The organism is Shewanella sp. 4t3-1-2LB (assembly GCF_017368415.1).
Taxonomy (GTDB): Bacteria; Pseudomonadota; Gammaproteobacteria; order Enterobacterales; family Shewanellaceae; genus Shewanella; species Shewanella fodinae.
The window spans coordinates 54804-70071 of sequence record NZ_JAFNJD010000006.1; the positions used below are offsets into that span (position 1 = coordinate 54804).

14 protein-coding genes, 1 pseudogene and 1 CRISPR repeat array are annotated in these 15268 nt (G+C 47.1%); of the genes and pseudogenes, 13 read left to right on the forward strand and 2 right to left on the reverse strand.

Annotated elements, in window-relative coordinates:
* The first annotated feature begins 2 nt into the window (after positions 1-2).
* The 8 genes and pseudogenes from cas6 to J3L11_RS04090 all read left to right on the forward strand — a co-directional run bounded on the left by cas6 (position 3) and on the right by J3L11_RS04090 (position 8758).
* On the forward strand, positions 3-923 hold the full coding sequence (gene cas6, locus J3L11_RS04060; RefSeq protein ID WP_207570187.1) for a CRISPR system precrRNA processing endoribonuclease RAMP protein Cas6: 921 nt from the start codon (positions 3-5) through the stop codon (positions 921-923).
* 88 nt (positions 924-1011) lie between these two features.
* The gene (locus J3L11_RS04065; RefSeq protein ID WP_207570189.1) at positions 1012-2232 is read left to right on the forward strand and encodes a DUF1887 family CARF protein; all 1221 of its coding nucleotides are present in this window, start codon (positions 1012-1014) and stop codon (positions 2230-2232) included.
* A gap of 50 nt (positions 2233-2282) precedes the next feature.
* Positions 2283-2570 carry a CRISPR-associated protein Csx16 gene (gene csx16, locus J3L11_RS04070; protein ID WP_207570191.1) on the forward strand — a complete coding sequence of 96 codons (288 nt, stop codon included), beginning with the start codon at positions 2283-2285 and terminating at the stop codon, positions 2568-2570.
* Positions 2571-2578: 8 nt separating this feature from the next.
* A complete protein-coding gene (csm6, locus tag J3L11_RS04075) occupies positions 2579-3832 on the forward strand; it encodes a CRISPR-associated ring nuclease Csm6 (protein WP_207570192.1) in 1254 nt (417 codons plus the stop codon).
* 149 nt (positions 3833-3981) lie between these two features.
* A CRISPR array of direct repeats spans positions 3982-5146; the repeat unit is 37 nt; unit sequence GTCTTCACAGACACGCCCTGCCAAAAGGGATTAAGAC.
* A 99-nt stretch (positions 5147-5245) separates the two neighbouring features.
* On the forward strand, positions 5246-5818 hold the full coding sequence (locus J3L11_RS04080; RefSeq protein WP_207570193.1) for a lecithin retinol acyltransferase family protein: 573 nt from the start codon (positions 5246-5248) through the stop codon (positions 5816-5818).
* Positions 5819-6122: 304 nt separating this feature from the next.
* Positions 6123-6560, forward strand: a complete 438-nt coding sequence (locus tag J3L11_RS04085) for a MerR family transcriptional regulator (protein WP_207570194.1) — start codon at positions 6123-6125, stop codon at positions 6558-6560.
* 83 nt (positions 6561-6643) lie between these two features.
* A pseudogene (locus tag J3L11_RS19515) lies at positions 6644-6946 on the forward strand (VIT domain-containing protein); the annotation flags it as partial.
* A 66-nt stretch (positions 6947-7012) separates the two neighbouring features.
* Positions 7013-8758: a VWA domain-containing protein gene (locus J3L11_RS04090; protein WP_347566494.1), complete on the forward strand. Its 1746-nt coding sequence runs from the start codon at positions 7013-7015 to the stop codon at positions 8756-8758.
* Positions 8759-8990: 232 nt separating this feature from the next.
* On the opposite strand, the gene J3L11_RS04095 is transcribed toward J3L11_RS04090, so the two are convergent.
* Together J3L11_RS04095 and J3L11_RS04100 are read right to left on the reverse strand one after the other, a co-directional pair.
* Positions 8991-9191 carry a hypothetical protein gene (locus J3L11_RS04095; protein WP_207570196.1) on the reverse strand — a complete coding sequence of 67 codons (201 nt, stop codon included), beginning with the start codon at positions 9189-9191 and terminating at the stop codon, positions 8991-8993.
* Positions 9192-9236: 45 nt separating this feature from the next.
* Positions 9237-9899, reverse strand: coding sequence for a HEPN domain-containing protein (locus J3L11_RS04100; RefSeq protein ID WP_207570197.1), 663 nt, complete (start codon positions 9897-9899; stop codon positions 9237-9239).
* Positions 9900-10103: 204 nt separating this feature from the next.
* Here J3L11_RS04100 and J3L11_RS04105 point away from each other — a divergent pair, with 204 nt between their 5' ends.
* Genes J3L11_RS04105 through J3L11_RS04125 form a run of 5 tightly spaced genes read left to right on the forward strand, consistent with a single transcriptional unit; the run spans position 10104 to position 15169 of the window.
* The gene (locus J3L11_RS04105; RefSeq protein ID WP_207570198.1) at positions 10104-11111 is read left to right on the forward strand and encodes a WYL domain-containing protein; all 1008 of its coding nucleotides are present in this window, start codon (positions 10104-10106) and stop codon (positions 11109-11111) included.
* Positions 11112-11148: 37 nt separating this feature from the next.
* Positions 11149-13692: an ADP-ribosylglycohydrolase family protein gene (locus J3L11_RS04110; RefSeq protein ID WP_207570207.1), complete on the forward strand. Its 2544-nt coding sequence runs from the start codon at positions 11149-11151 to the stop codon at positions 13690-13692.
* A gap of 33 nt (positions 13693-13725) precedes the next feature.
* Positions 13726-14148 carry a hypothetical protein gene (locus tag J3L11_RS04115; protein ID WP_207570209.1) on the forward strand — a complete coding sequence of 141 codons (423 nt, stop codon included), beginning with the start codon at positions 13726-13728 and terminating at the stop codon, positions 14146-14148.
* Between the two features lie 45 nt (positions 14149-14193).
* The gene (locus J3L11_RS04120) at positions 14194-14676 is read left to right on the forward strand and encodes a hypothetical protein (RefSeq protein WP_207570211.1); all 483 of its coding nucleotides are present in this window, start codon (positions 14194-14196) and stop codon (positions 14674-14676) included.
* Between the two features lie 46 nt (positions 14677-14722).
* Positions 14723-15169 carry a hypothetical protein gene (locus J3L11_RS04125; RefSeq protein WP_207570212.1) on the forward strand — a complete coding sequence of 149 codons (447 nt, stop codon included), beginning with the start codon at positions 14723-14725 and terminating at the stop codon, positions 15167-15169.
* Positions 15170-15268: the final 99 nt, after the last annotated feature.

Below are 15268 nucleotides of genomic sequence, written 5' to 3' on the forward strand. Positions count from 1 at the left end.
GGATGACTGCACTGCCTATTGCTCGCTACCGTTTTAACTGTGTTGTCACCTCTGCAATACAATTGCCCTTTTTTAGTGGTTCGGCACTGCGTGGGGCATTTGGTCATGTCTTGCGTAAAACCAGCTGTATGACTCGCCAGTCGGATTGTACCGGCTGCCCATTACGGCAAACATGCCCATACAGCGTTATTTTTGATCCTTTGCCGGCAGTGAATACCAGTATCAAACCAGAACAAACGCCACCTGCTTATATTCTTGAACCCTTACCGTTGGGTACCCGAGAGCTTAAAGCTGGAGATGCGTTTCACTTTCAAATGGTACTGTTAGGAGAAGCCAGACACCAATTAGCTCTGATAGTGTTTGTCTGGGAGCAATTGCTGGCTCGGGGATTACGCATACCTGAGGGACAGGGACGCTTGCTATCTGTAGACTGGTTGCTGGATCAACACCAAAGTGTCCGGGTATACCAGCCGAAAGCTGCTTTAGTTTCTCACTCAGCTGAACTACAAATTCCTGCCATTCCTGCTGCGGATACCTGCAGTCTTAACTTTGTTACGCCGACTCGTATTCGCCAGGAAGGCCACAAAATGAACGCTCAATCAATGGATTTGGCCGCGTTGCTCCAGGCTATAGAACGGCGGATCCGACTGTTGAATAAACAGTTTGGCTGGCAGTGGGACTTGGCGACTCCAGCGCTACCCTCTGCGATGAAAATAAATCAACCACTATTACGCTGGCAAGACTGGGTGCGTTACTCCAGTCGTCAGGAGCAAGAGATGATCCTTGGTGGTGTCCTGGGAGAATGGATAGTGTCATTTTCCGAATTACATGCATGGTGGCCAATGCTGTATCTGGGACAGTGGTTACATGTCGGTAAAAACGCTGCATTTGGTATGGGGCAATATCAACTGTCCCTGTCTTAAATAATAACGGCGACAAATTTGTCCGCATTCTCTGCGTTCAAAATCAGCATATATTGTCGCTATCAATTAACGCTGTTGTCGAGGCACTATGAAAACCATCTATATCAATCTGGTATCCGAACAGTTAATTCCGAATCTCATTCCTACATTGCAGGACAACAACTGCATAGGCGTGGTGTTAGTACTCGGGGATGTGCGCTTTCAACAAAAGGCAGATTTGCTGAGAAAGATTTATCAACGTAACGGCATAGACGTCTTAGGTGATTACCAGGGCGACAGTAGCACCAGATTGATGAGTTTGCAGAGCTTGGCCCATTCATTGTTGGATGATTTGCAGGCGCGTTACAACGACACGGATATTCGTTGGATATTAAATGCGACCTGTGGGACTAAACCGATGTCGCTGGCATTTACCAATGCATTTAATCAATTCAATCAGCAGCATGCTGATGACGGTACTGGGCCCAAAGCGTTGGTGCTGTATACGGACACAGAACATAAAGAGATCCCGTTATTAAATCAGGATACCGATTTTGCATTGCCTTTTACCGATGTCCTGACATTAGACGACAGTTTGTTAGCCAATGGCTTTGAGCTCGAATCTGCTTCTGATAGCGATAACGACACTCACGTGCGACATCGCAAAGCACTGACCCTGTATCTGCTGCGGCAGTTTGCCGAAAGCTGCAAACCTCTAATGGGAATATTGCAATATGCCGCTCATCAGGCCCGACAAAATTTTCTGCTGGCAGATACCCAGCTTTTAAATACTACGCCTAAAGGACCTTGGGCAGATTTGATTGGCCGCGTTCAGGACGCCGGACTGGTGCAATGGGATGGCGAAAAGCAGTTGTGTTTCACTTCTGAAGAAGCGTGTGTATATCTCTCCGGTGGCTGGTTGGAAGAAGCTACCTACCTGATAGCACAGAAAGTGGGATTTCGTTATGTCGCGTTAGGGGTTACGGGCCAATGGCGACAAGACCTTGCAGGATACAATTTGAGTTCAGAGGTCAGCAATGAGCTGGACGTTTTGGTATTGCACAACAATCGGTTGCTAGTGGTGGAATGTAAAGCGATTAACTGGAATGCGCAAGAATCGCAGAAAAATCAGGGCATTGTTCATAAGCTGGAAAACCTTGGTCGTAAGCTTGGCGGCCAGTTTGCGTCCTCTACCTTGATTTCGGCACAGGAACTGACCGACTCGGTACGCCAAAGACTGGAAAGCAGCAACATTGAATATGTGGAAGCGCCCTGTACCGAGGCTGCGATTGAAAGGATGTTTAATAATTGGAAAACGATGGTCAGTTGACCATCCGGACAGGGATGTCCGAACCTAGTTAATGGGAGTAAATACACGGCATGGTGTACTTGGTATGTCGTCACCCTGGTGCTGTTGAATGGTGCGCGCGACAGGGTGTTTATATTGATAAAGTGATCCCGCATCTGTCACTGGAACAGGTGCAACCTGGCGACACTGTAATAGGTGTTTTGCCGCTGCAATTGGCAGCAGAGGTATGTGACGTCGGAGCGAAATTTTTCCATCTGAGCATCGCTTTACCGGAATCTTTGCGTGGGGTTGAACTGACCGCTGACGTAATGGAACAACTGGGGGCAAAACTCCAGCCTTTTGGCATTAAGAAGTTATAAGGAACAACATGCAGCATCTGTTATTAGCTGTTTCCGGCATGACCCCACAGATCATTACAGAAACCCTTTATGGTATTTATTGTAAAACACCGCAGAAAATGCCGACGGCTATCAAGGTGATCACCACCAGCGATGGTAAAGATCGTCTTTGTAATACGCTGATGGGGCCAGATGGCCATTTACAGAAATTCTGCCAAGATTATGGACTGCCGCTTATTCCGTTTTCTGTAGATGATGTGCTGGTGCCCGCAGGTGATGACGGCAAATTGTTGGAAGATGTGCGCTCGGAAAGAGAGCAGGCAATATTGGGTGACTTCATTACCGGCATTGTCAGAACCTTTTGCAACGACGGTCAGTTAGCCGTCCACGCGTCATTAGCCGGGGGGCGTAAGACCATGGGGTTTTCTCTGGGCTATGCAATGAGTCTTTTTGGCCGTCCTCAGGATTGTTTGACGCATGTTCTGGTGAGTGCCCCTTATGAAGAAGTGCCGGATTTTTATTATCCAACACCGGCGACGGTGATGCGTACCGATAGAAATAAAAATCGCCATTACGATTTATCCCGGGCTCAGGTTACCCTGGCTGAAATTCCTCTGGTATTAATGCGTGAGGAAATGCCGACCGACCTTATGCGGCGCCAGGACCTGAGCTATACCGAGACCATTGAACGGGTTAACCAGGCATTGCAACTCAATCAGAATACAGCTTCCATTAAGTTGAATTATGATCATCTGACGGTAATTTGTAATGAACGGCCCGTTGTGATGAAGCCAGATTGCTTTGCGTTTTATAGCTTTATCGCTCATGACACAGTTGCCTATCCGGAAGAGGGCATGGAGCCGCCACTCGAAGGTATGAGTATGGCGAATATTCAGCAATGGCTGCAACAATGGGCAAACTCATTGTTACCGCCAGCACAGCGTGCTCAGGCAGGGGATAATGCTGAAAGTGTTATCGAAACGGTGGATGATTATCTCAGCAGAATGCCGGATGTCTCAACCCCTGCCTCCTTACTTAAAAATACCTCGGATAACGGCATTTTAATTGCCGGAGATGCTGATGCCGCCAACTTATGTAAAAAACTGAAACATCTCTGGGATCGGTTATTGCGGGAAACCAATGACCAGTTGAAAGACGCTCTCGGGCAACGTCTGGCGGAGCATTATCAGATAAAAACAGTCAGTAAACTGAGAATTTCAGGCGGCAAACGACCCCTCGAATGTAAAGGTTTAATGTTATTACCGGAACATATTGATCTATAAATAGAATACAGCTTTATCGGGCTGTGCTGGCTCTTTAAAAATTAAGATTGGCATGAATACTGCTGTATTCAGCAAATTGCTCATTGTTTAAAACAACCGTTTTACATAATTTTTGACCCTATGAAATCAAACGGTTAAAATCGTCTCCTGTCTTCACAGACACGCCCTGCCAAAAGGGATTAAGACGAGTATATCATAGTGTATTGCGCTTTTAAAAGGGTCTTCACAGACACGCCCTGCCAAAAGGGATTAAGACGAAATCAGTCATACGATTACTCCTTTTTCTGATGTCTTCACAGACACGCCCTGCCAAAAGGGATTAAGACCTAAGTTAAATCAGACCATCAACGGGGCACTATAGTCTTCACAGACACGCCCTGCCAAAAGGGATTAAGACCTAAACCCGCTGTATCATTCTATGGCAATATGGTCTTCACAGACACGCCCTGCCAAAAGGGATTAAGACTTAGGAATGAGTTGATTACGCAGATAGTGATAAGGTCTTCACAGACACGCCCTGCCAAAAGGGATTAAGACACGCCCCGGTTGGCACTGCTGCCGACAAGGTGCGTCTTCACAGACACGCCCTGCCAAAAGGGATTAAGACATGCTCTTCTCTGCACGTACGTTCTCGTTGATTGGTCTTCACAGACACGCCCTGCCAAAAGGGATTAAGACTTTTCCCGGTTATTAACCACCTGATGACGCGTAAGTCTTCACAGACACGCCCTGCCAAAAGGGATTAAGACTCCCCAGCTGAGTTCTTCTTGGCGCTCTGCATACGTCTTCACAGACACGCCCTGCCAAAAGGGATTAAGACATCATTCCACACGTACAAATCCCATGCACAATACGTCTTCACAGACACGCCCTGCCAAAAGGGATTAAGACACAACAATTACACCAGTCGCCCCGGCGGCAATTGTCTTCACAGACACGCCCTGCCAAAAGGGATTAAGACTATTAGAATTTATCATTCTCCCAGACGTACCCAGGTCTTCACAGACACGCCCTGCCAAAAGGGATTAAGACGCAGTCAAAGGACTGTTGAGTAAACGCACTGACGTCTTCACAGACACGCCCTGCCAAAAGGGATTAAGACGTCAACTAAAAATAGTGGTTGACAGATTAAAAAGTCTTCACAGACACGCCCTGCCAAAAGGGATTAAGACAATACAAAGAGTACGCTGAAGATGAACTTAGTAAGTCTTCACAGACACGCCCTGCCAAAAGGGATTAAGACTTGTCCAAACCTTCGAATGCTGCGTCCAAGTCGGGTCTTCACAGACACGCCCTGCCAAAAGGGATGTCGCGACAAATTTGTCGGAACGGCGGTAGTTATCCAGCATGTTACTTTATGGTCATCGGGTCATTGATATTGTCAGTGACAATTTTTCTAGGAGGAATTTCCGGATGAAAGTTGGTGATCATCTTGTGGTAGACCAAGGGGGTTACAAGCATCACGGTATCTACGTTGGTGGTAAAGACGTTATTCATTACACCGGTGTTGGCAGTGAGTTGGGGGGTATGATTGACATAACCACAGTAGAGCAATTCTCTGATGGAAAACTAGTCAAGGTGGTTGAACACTGGCCGCGAGTATATGACGCTGCAGAAAGTGTCTATCGGGCCAGTAGCCGCATTGGGGAAAACCGTTACAACCTCATATGGAATAACTGTGAACATTTTGTTCTCTGGTGTATTCAGGGAGTACCAGTAAGCCACCAGGTAAATAAAGTGGTGGGCGCAGCCGTGGTTGCCGGGCGAATATTGTCTGTGGCAAAGAGCGCGGAAACCGTATCTACAGTAGCATCTGCAGCGGGTGGTGCGATTGGCTCGGGTACAGGAGTTGCCTCCTCAGGCTTGGCGGCGGGGCTGACAGCCGTAGGCAGTACCTCATTATTACCTGTAATTGGGGTTGCCGTTGCCTGTGGCGCTGCCGGTTATGGTGCCGTAAAACTCGTGCAATGGCTTTGGGGAGATTAAGTCGTGTCTGGATTAGAGTTTTGTGGGTTATTCACTCTTAGCTTGGTGTCTATCAAATCGGGGTAAAACTAATTCAAGGTGCATGCGGATAAGTGAATAATATTCCATATAAATAAAATTTATTCTTTTTAATTCAATCTATTATTTACTTGATAGTTTGTGTCAGACGACTTTCCCTCACCTTACCACAGGACTTCACTCCAATTCACCACAATCTGCACAGCCAAGCTGTTTTATTTACACTTTATCAATACACTAATAGTGTATAATATTGATGTATCTAAAGCGTACATGAAGACACGTTATGCAAGAGAAATATGACATCAATGAACTGGCAGTGCTGGTGGATCTCCCTATCAGAACCATCAGATTTTATCTGCAGAAAGGGGTGATAAGTGCGCCTCATGGTACTGGCCGGGGCGCGTGGTATGACGTGGAACACTTGGAACAGTTACTCAAGATCAAACGTTGGCAAAGTGCTGGTTTGTCTTTAGAGCGTATTCAGGAATTGCTTAAAGCTACAGATGAACCCGAATTACCAGAATTAAGAGTGAAAGCCGGTGATCTGCGTGTCATCAGTCATCTCTACCTGGGACAAGGGTTGACGTTAATGATTGACCCAAGTGCTGCCGGTGTGAGCAGTGAGCAATTAAGGCTGTTAGCGCAAGCGCTGATGAGTACCTACGAACAGGTAATGCAAATAGCATCAACTGACAAGAATGGTGGGTTGGAAAATGACTAATTATGCGATGAATCACATGATGGAAGATGATCGAAAGGGATTTGGCTTTGATTGTGATGTTGTTTTGAAGCGAAGCATCAGTTGATGCGCAATTGAATGGTGCCATCAGTGAAGTAAAGCTGATGCATGAATTTGTTAATCGTGAAACTTGCCCGATTGAAGCTGTGTTCTCCTTTGCATTACCAATGGATGCCGTCATTCTTGGGTTGACCATGACTGTGGGAGAACGGAAGCTTATTGGTGAGATTGTTCAGAAAAAAGCGGGTACCGATAAATACGAAGATGCCATCGCGCAAGGTGATAGTGCGGTGCTGCTGGAGCAGATAAACGATGGGCTATATAGCCTGAACGTCGGCAATCTGTTACCGGATGATGAAGTATCCGTAATTATCCAATATGCCCAGATATTAAATTGGCAAGATAGAAAACTGAGATTTTATTTCCCTTGTACCATCGGGCAGCGTTACGGCAATCAGTATGCGTCAGGATTTCAGCCGCATCAGCAAATTGAACATTCACTGGATAATGGCGCTCGTTTGAATTTTAACCTGACTATCCATGGCGAGTTAGCATCATCACTGGTTAAATGTCTCAGTCATTCTTTAGTTCGTTATAAGGATGCGCATTCCTTCAGTTTATCGGGGACCAACCTGATCCCCGACCGGGATATCATCATTACGTTGGAAGCAATGCAATCGTATATCGGTGAAGTCCTGTTTGAACACAGTGATTTTGGTATACAGTACTGTGCCAACCTGTTGCTGCCTGAACCGGAAAGTTGTAGCGATGCGCCTCAATGCTTTCAGTTTGTCATTGATTGCTCTGGCTCGATGGATGGAGATTCCATTGAACAGGTTCGTAAAGCATTAGTGGCTATCAAAACGCTGCTCAGGCCTTCAGACTGGTTTAACATCGTATCGTTTGGTTCTCATGCTCGCAGTCTGTTCCCCTCTCCGGTCCCCGCTGATGGTCGACATCTTGCGCAGCTGGATTCCTTCCTTAGGCAATTAAGTGCCAATATGGGCGGCACCGAAATTGGTGATGCGCTGACCCTTGCCAGAAAAGCCGGGCGTCATCCTGAACTGGCAACACAAATGCTGCTGATTACTGATGGCGAAGTGTGGAATACCGAGACGATAGTCGACGAGGCAAAAAAAGCACAGATAAGGCTGTTTAGTGTCGGGGTGGGGTCTTCTGTCAATGAAGCATTCTTAAGCAATTTATCACAGAGTACTGCGGCTACAGCGATCTTTGTCTCTCCGAACGAGTCAATGGCTGATGCGATTGTGGGTCACTTTAAACGTAGTCGCCAGACCGAAATAAAAAACATTAAAGTCAAATGGCCAATGCCAGTTGAAGAGCAAGCCAATCGAAATTTATGTTTTACCGGCGATGGCTATCAACGTTATGCAAAGCCTAAGATGTCAGCTAGTTCATTACAGAATGAATGTGTGACAATTGAAATCAACCATCTGCAGGATCGGAAATGCATATTGATCCCTGTCAGGGAGTTTCAGGGAATTGGCGCTGGAACTCTGTCCAGGTTAGCGGCATATCAACGGTTATCAACGAGTCAGTCCCCAGAACATGTCGCCATTGAGTTCGGTTTACTGTGTGAACAAACCAGTTGTGTATTGGTAGCCGTTCGTGACAACAAAGCTAAAGGGTTACCAGCGTTACGTCCCATCAGGCACACTCGCCCTGCAGGCGAGGCCGGGTTTGGTTCAGTCGCGGTACAACCCGCTTTATACTCCATATCACCTCAATATTTCTGCTCCGAATTAGATTGTGGTGAAGCGCCATCATGTATACCGAATGAACCATTATCTCGGGTGTTTGATCTTGTGGATACCGTCGATAGTGATGTTAATGAGGGTTTAGTAGCGATAGATGAATGGTTAGCGATATTGAACCAAGCGGCAATATCTAATTCCCTTCAACTGAATTTTGAATATCTGAAAAATCTCGGAATGGATTTTAAGGATATTCTGATGATTGATATGGACTTTTATCCCGAAATATCTGAGCACCGTTTGGTATTCGAAATTTTGCAGATATTTTTAGATGTGACCAATGCGGGAAGAGCAGGTCGAGCATTGAGGCATTGGCTGCAGCAGCAAGACATAACCGATGATATTTCTTCTGATATTGCTGAAGATATACGTCGAGTTCTGACAGATTGCTTGTCTGTTAGTTAACGGGTAAAGGGCCGCTAACTAAAACCATATTGCGATTGCTTATACCTATTGGGTGCTGTTTACGACAGGATTATTGGGATAACCCCACTGGATAACGGGGTTATCCAGCTTAAATTCGATTACCGTTGATACCGATTAGTTGTACTTGTACTTTGCTTAGTCGTATCACGCTGGCGTAACTGATTGCATATTTTTTATTGGAAGTCTTGAAATGTTATTCACTTTCAATGAGTTATACTGAGACTTCACCAATCTCAGTGTTTTTGAGAATGGCGGTGCTCTCATAGAGGTTAGTCGCAGCAATACAAACTGTTAGCCACACATCTGATGGTTTACAGTCTTCATCTAATTCTGCTGCAGTTTGAGCACGAGCTAATTCAAAATATTTCTCTGTTGCTTCTTCAGTTAAGGTAATGACCAGTTTCTGTCCCATTTTGTCTTCCTTTTCAATGGAAAATGTGGATGTTGTTGTGCTTAGTTAACTTAGGCCTACCACTGGATAAATTGGATCACCCCATAGGGTTTTGGGATTGTCCATCATAATGCCGATCACTGTGGGCACCAGACATGCCATCACTTCGGTGCAGTCTCGCATTGCATCGCGGTTGGTTGAACTTTGCCAGGTAGCGCCACCATGGATCAACTGATTGCGTAAGGTATAAAGGCGGTTGCAGATAATCGCCAGCACCTTGTCTGTTTCCCGGTTGGTCATCGCTGCATGAGCCGCAGTTTTGGCAGACTTAAATTTATCCCGCCAGTCGGCTTCATCAATGCGTTGGTTATGGAAGTCCCAGAATGGTTGAAACACATACTGATTATCCAATAATACGCGGATGGGACCGCTGAATTTCTGCCACACCAGCTTTTCCAGTTGCTTATTGGTGTCCAGCGCGACAATTTTTGACAAAAAATCCCGGAAAGACTGTTTTTCACCTTGGCGGTATTCGCTGTCCACATCAAAACCATAGGCAGAGTTAAACGCAATCCAGTAAAAAATAAACGCACTGTCAGCATCCGCTAGGCGATGCTGCTCGGCATTGTTGAGCCAACTGAGACTGCGATGTACACGTAACGACAGGTTGATAGGGTAGTTATCCCGCTCGGCACGATGACGGGTTTTCAGCGTTTGATACATATCCATATTTGATTATCCCTGTTGAGCCTATGGATAACGATACCCAAGGAAATTAGCCAAGTACAACTGCAAAATGAAATTTTAAAAAAATGTCAATTACGCGACGTAAGTTGTCGCATTGTGCTGTTATCTTGTTCACATCAAAGGAAGGTCGGCTGCATCAATTGTACTGCAGCGATAAATTGGATTAACCCTCTTACAGGAAACGCTATGTCGGCTGCGAATGTCACTAATACCCTTTATCGCCAATGGTTGTTACTGCAACACGTGCCCCAGATAGGTGAGGGTGCCAGTAATGCGGAGCTCAGGCAGTTCCTGATGGATGAAGGTCTGGATGTGACATTGAGAACTGTGCAGCGCGATATGGAGAGTATCTGCCAGCGTTTCCCCATTTATTCCACCATTGAAACCAAACCACTTCGTTGGCGTTGGATGGATAACCGCAAAATCGACATTCAGGGTGTCAGTATCAATGAAGCACTGTCGCTGATGCTGGTGGAAAGCACCATGCGGCAGTTACTGCCAGGCTCGGTGCTCAAATGTTTGCGCCCCAGCTTTGAGCATGCCCGTCAGGTATTGCAGGCGATGAAATCACAAAGTGATGTCGCCGGATGGTTTGAGAAGGTGGGCAGTGTGCCCCCAGGAATGAGCCAGAAACCGCCGCTAATTGATGAAACCGTGTTGTCGCTGGTGCAGGATGCGTTGTTAAAAGACCAGACTCTTCAGGTGCAATACCAGGCCGCCCACCAGCCCATAGCCAAAGTTTATCAACTGTTACCGTTAGCGTTGGTGCAGCGCGGGGTGATGCTATACCTGGTTGCCCAAGTGATGGGGGAAACCGCCATCAAGTTGTTTGCCATGCATCGTATTAAAGGTGTAACGACGAGTGAACTCCACCAGCAACGACCGGCCACATTTACTCTCAGCAGTTATCTGCAAAGTGGGGCGATGCAATTTTCTAACGGTCAGCAGGTGCAACTGCAAGCGAGAGTGTCCGCCATGTTGGCAGACCATCTAAGTGAAGCGCCCTTGTCTGACGATATGCAGCTAACCGTTATTGATGACGAACATTTTCACCTGCAGGCAACCGTTCATGACAGCTGGCAACTGAGCTGGTGGCTGTTGTCGTATTCAGACCAAATTGAAGTGCTGGCACCAGAAACACTGCGGCAAAGCACGAAAGCCAAACTCCAGGCCGCACTGGCGCAGTATCAGTAGCACGTCGGCATTACTTAATTTAAAAGGAAGTGACCCTATGAATTTTAAAATGGATAAAGCCCAAGGCGCATTAGTCGGGCTGGCGCTAGGGGATGCGTTAGGGACAACGTTGGAATTCCAATTGCGGCCAACATCACCGGTAGTTACTGATATCGTCGGCGGCGGCCCGTTTCGTCTCAAGGCGGGACAATGGACTGATGACACCTCTATGATGTTATGTCTGGCGGACAGCCTCATTAAGTTTGGTGCCAGTAACCCACAAGATCAGATGCAGCGTTATGTTGCCTGGCGAGATGAGGGCTATAACTCCTGCACTGGTAGTTGCTTTGATATTGGCGCTACCGTCTCAGGTGCTTTGCGCCGGTTTGAGGCGGATAGAATTGCACTGGCTGGCAGTGATGCACCTAACAGCGCGGGCAATGGCAGTCTGATGCGCATTGCGCCAGTGGCATTATTGAGTCATTACGACTCGTTGCAATCGGCACTAGAAATGGCAGCAGAAGTCAGCCGCACAACTCATGCCGAGCAGCGCTGCATTGATGCCTGTCAGTACATGACCTACTTGCTGCATGTCTTGCTCAATACTGAAGAGCCGGTGGATAAGAAAGAATTGCTGACAAGTGTTGACCCTGCCTTTAAGTCGCTGATGAGCGATATGCACCCCGAAACGCTTAAGGTGATCACTGGCAGTTACTTCGATAAAAGTCGGGACCAGATAAGCAGCTCAGGCTATGTCATCGATTCACTGGAAGCGGCCTTATGGTGCTTCTGGAATAGCGAGACGTTTGAATGCGGTGCCATCATGGCTGCCAATCTCGGGGATGATGCCGATACTGTCGCCGCTATCTACGGCCAGTTGGCGGGAGCATTTTACGGTTATAACAACCTGCCACGTGATTGGCTAAACAAGCTGGCCGGGCAGGAAGAGATTTGTCTGCGAGCCTACCTGTTAATTGCCCGTCAGAATAATCTGGTCATCAGGCGCTTTATCGCCGATTGCCAGACCGATACCGGTATAGCTGGCAACTTTTATCACGCAGCTTATGCAAACGGACTCATGCTGACGGGCTGGGACTGGCAACGCTGGATTGGGCAGCACCAACATCTTAAGGAACCACGTCATATCGCCACCAGCACCATCGAAGAGTGCTTGTGTCTTATCACCAGCATTAATCGAGCGGAACGGTTTAATGAGGGACTGCTGGAGCATTTTGCCAGTAACGGTGTGTTACCGGCGATTCTAAAGCGCTTAGGGGAACTGTGTTCCAATGATGACAAACGCCGCTATCTGTTTATCGGTGACATTCATGGTCAGGTCCAAAAGTTGGATGCTCTGTTGGAGCAACGTGGTGCCGATGATGAAGAGTGTGATGACACCTTTTACGTGTTTATTGGCGACCTTATTGACAACAACGTGGGGGACAACATCAACCAGTTACGCACGCTGGAACGGGTAAAAGCGCTGGTGGATGCGGGCAGAGCCGAGTGCCTGATGGGAAACCATGAGCTGAACGCCATTGGCTGGGCATTACGTCACCCAACTACCCATGAACCGCTACGGCCACATACTGAAGATAACCGCAAACAACATGGCGCATTTCTGGATGAGGTAGGTGAAGACTCTGCATTGCATCAGTCGTGGATAGCCTGGTTCAAACGGCGGCCACTGTTTGCTGATTTTGCAGAAATTCGCGCAATTCATGCCTGCTGGGATAATGACGCGATTGCCCGGTTAAAGCCCTATCTCAATCCAGATTACAGTCTTAAAGCGGAATACTGGCTGGACGCCTTTGATAAACAGCAAGAACTCTATCACCTGCTGGAAACCCTGCTGAAAGGACCGGAATTAGACTTGCCAGAAGGCAGTAGTTTCAAGGATAAAACCGGCAAAGAACGTCGGCAAATCCGGGTGCGCTGGTGGGCAGATAAAGCCGAAAACTACCGCCAGTTAGCCCAAGTGCCGAAAGGCGCGGAAAGCTGCGTATCAGACATTCCGCTACCCAGAGCTCATACCGCACACAAACTGACCGCGCCGGTAGTGGTGGGGCATTACACCTTGAGTGGTTACCCGGCCATTCTGTCCGATAACGTGGTATGTGTGGATTATAACGCTGCCAAAGGTGACGAACCGTTAGTGGCTTATGAGTGGGTATCCGGTGAGTCTACGGCATTAACTGACACCGATATCACCTTTGTGGGTCAGCAGTCATTGGAATTATTTCCGCTACAAGGGGCAAATGCGTTACTGCAAAGCCATCTGCAAGCCCTGCGACAATCGCTTGAAGTAAACGATGACCTTTTCATGCTGGTGGATGATTTCCTGTGGCAGAAATGGGATCCCATCGGTGTCAATATCATTCAGGAATGCAGAGACGAATATGAAGCGTATGTCGAAGAAACGGCCTTATTAGCCGCCGCTGGCAATGTGGAAATTCTGTCAGTCTGGATATGGACACTGGAACTGGAGTTGATGGGAAATTCATGGGACCACTATGAGCATAGGGCGCAAGCGGGGCGCTTGGCGTTACAGTTGGTAGATTTGGTTGCCCAGGTTAATCCATCGATACCTAGAGAGAAGTAATTCTGAGGCTTAAGTTATCAGAAGGAGTTCGCCATGTTTGATTTGAAAACGATTGAGCTGTCAGCGGAAGCGATAGCGAGTGCAGAGAATCAAGGGTCCAATGGAGGTAGAAAGCCATTGCTGTGGCTGGAGCGAGGGGCGGAAGATGATGCTTATGAATACGGGGTTTACTTGGTTAACAATACCGGTGAGACATTGGATTACGTCGATTTTGGCACCATCACTGCCGTAAAAGTAGATGATGATGCTTATGTCAGTGGCAATAGTGGGAGACGCTATGAGAATGTCCCGCAGGGGACCGGCGTTAAAGTGGAACAAATACACATCGTGTATGACAGTGATTATCTCATCACTATCGACCTGCGAGTTAAGTCGGCATTGCTCGGAGAGCGGGAGTTTCGGCACTTCGTTAGCCGCGCCAACATGCACTATAAAGCGCTGCTCAGAGAAGAGTAAATGCTGCGCGTCATCAAATGTTACTGAGCCTAAGGATAATGAGTAATGTTAGACCGTGACCGTAGTAATGAGAATTCAGATGTACTCGTGTTTCCACCTGCGACAGATTGCATTTTCTGTGAAAAGACAATTGCTCAGGTTGGTGGCTACCGTTTAACAGCGACACCATTTATCGGGTTATATGTCACAACAAAAGCAGGCAGATCATTTTCAAAAAACCGACAAAATCAGCTAATCGATATCAATGAGTGCTTTCAAGCTCAACTTCGAGGCGATACAACACGATGGTCGCCACAAGTTATTCAAAAAATAAAAGAGCAAGTGACTGCAGGCTATCACCCCTGGTTTTGTCAGCGTTGCTGTGGCAGCCATACCTGCAAGCTATGCGGCTCGCCAATTAACTACCCCATGGGCTGTGAGCGTTTAACTGATGATGGGAAGCACTTACACATTCCGATCATGCCTTTTAACCCAGGCTGCAGTAACCCTCAATGTGAGAATTACAAGGAATGGTCGTTTACGGCTTGAACGTTTGCGGGTTCAAAATTAATCCACAATCTGAAGGAGGTTAACAATGGTAAACCAAGACGTGATGTTGCCACCGGCTGATACCTGTGTCGTCTGTGAAAAGCATCTTTCAGAGATTGGCGGGTATCGCTTGACGGCAGGAGGCTCAAAAGGGATTTTTATTTGTCATAAAGCGGATATGACCAAGAGATTAGGTGATGGAGTACTATCACTTAATTGCAATGCCGCACTGGAATTACGTTACTTCGGTGACGATAAATTCTGGACCAAAGATGTTCTGAAAAGAGCGGTGATTCAAGCTGAATCCGGTAAATACCCCTGGTTTTGCCAATGCTGTGGCGGTTATGCCTGTAAGGACTGTGGCGCACCGCTGTTTTATCCGCCAGGGACAGACGTCATTCATGATGATGGTAAACATCTGCATTGCGCTATTTTCCCAGTTCCTCGGAAATGCATTAATGCTGAGTGTGATAATTATAAAGTGCCTGGATAATGGTTTGACACGCTGGTGGATTGTTGAACCTGCGATTCATTAAAATATCAATTATATCTGTTGGTTAAGCCAAATGTTTGGTGATGATAACAAGAAGGT